Source organism: Mesorhizobium sp. M4B.F.Ca.ET.214.01.1.1 (assembly GCF_004791545.1).
Classification (GTDB): domain Bacteria; phylum Pseudomonadota; class Alphaproteobacteria; order Rhizobiales; family Rhizobiaceae; genus Mesorhizobium; species Mesorhizobium abyssinicae.
Genome location: NZ_SRUX01000265.1, coordinates 1 through 289 on the forward strand (window position 1 = coordinate 1; position 289 = coordinate 289).

The window sequence follows — 289 nt, forward strand, 5'->3', positions numbered from 1 at the left end:
GTGATGGCGCATGAGCTCGCCCACGTCCAGCACCGCGACACGCTGACCATGACCATTGTCGCCACCTTTGCCGGTGCCATCTCGATGCTCGGCAATTTCGCCTTTTTCCTCGGCGGCAACCGCGAAAACAATCCGTTCGGCTTTGTCGGCGTGCTGGCGGCGATGATCGTGGCGCCCTTCGCGGCCATGATCGTGCAGATGGCGGTCAGCCGCACCCGCGAATATGAGGCCGACCGGCGCGGCGCCGAAATCTGTGGACACCCGCTGTGGCTGGCCTCCGCGCTTGACA

The 289-nt window shown here is 64.7% G+C and carries 1 protein-coding gene; it reads left to right on the forward strand.

Features of this window, described 5'->3' with window-relative positions; all coding sequences use genetic code 11:
* Nucleotides 1-289, forward strand: a 289-nt coding sequence (locus tag EN857_RS34185) for a M48 family metalloprotease (protein WP_145972046.1), incomplete at both ends; no start/stop codon positions are given.